Below are 206 nucleotides of genomic sequence, written 5' to 3' on the forward strand. Positions count from 1 at the left end.
CTCTTAGAGCCTGATCCGAAATTAAGTTGAGTGGTATCAGCGGGTTAGCTTGACAGCGCTCCCTATCGGTGATTCAGGGGTTTCGCCAAAAACAACCGTGCATCCCCGATGTGGACTGATACCACCCGCGCTCTTCATGCCCGCAACGGCCTGGCTTTGCCAAGCGATTTGACCGATGCGGAATGGTCTTTGTTGGAACCGCTGCT

At 54.4% G+C, this 206-nt stretch carries 1 pseudogene; it reads left to right on the forward strand.

The annotated features are described in order from the left end of the window. Positions 1–108: 108 nt before the first annotated feature. A pseudogene (locus ACM9LZ_RS26185) lies at positions 109–206 on the forward strand (IS5/IS1182 family transposase); the annotation flags it as partial.

This window comes from Niveispirillum fermenti (assembly GCF_048066175.1).
Classification (GTDB): Bacteria; Pseudomonadota; Alphaproteobacteria; order Azospirillales; family Azospirillaceae; genus Niveispirillum; species Niveispirillum fermenti.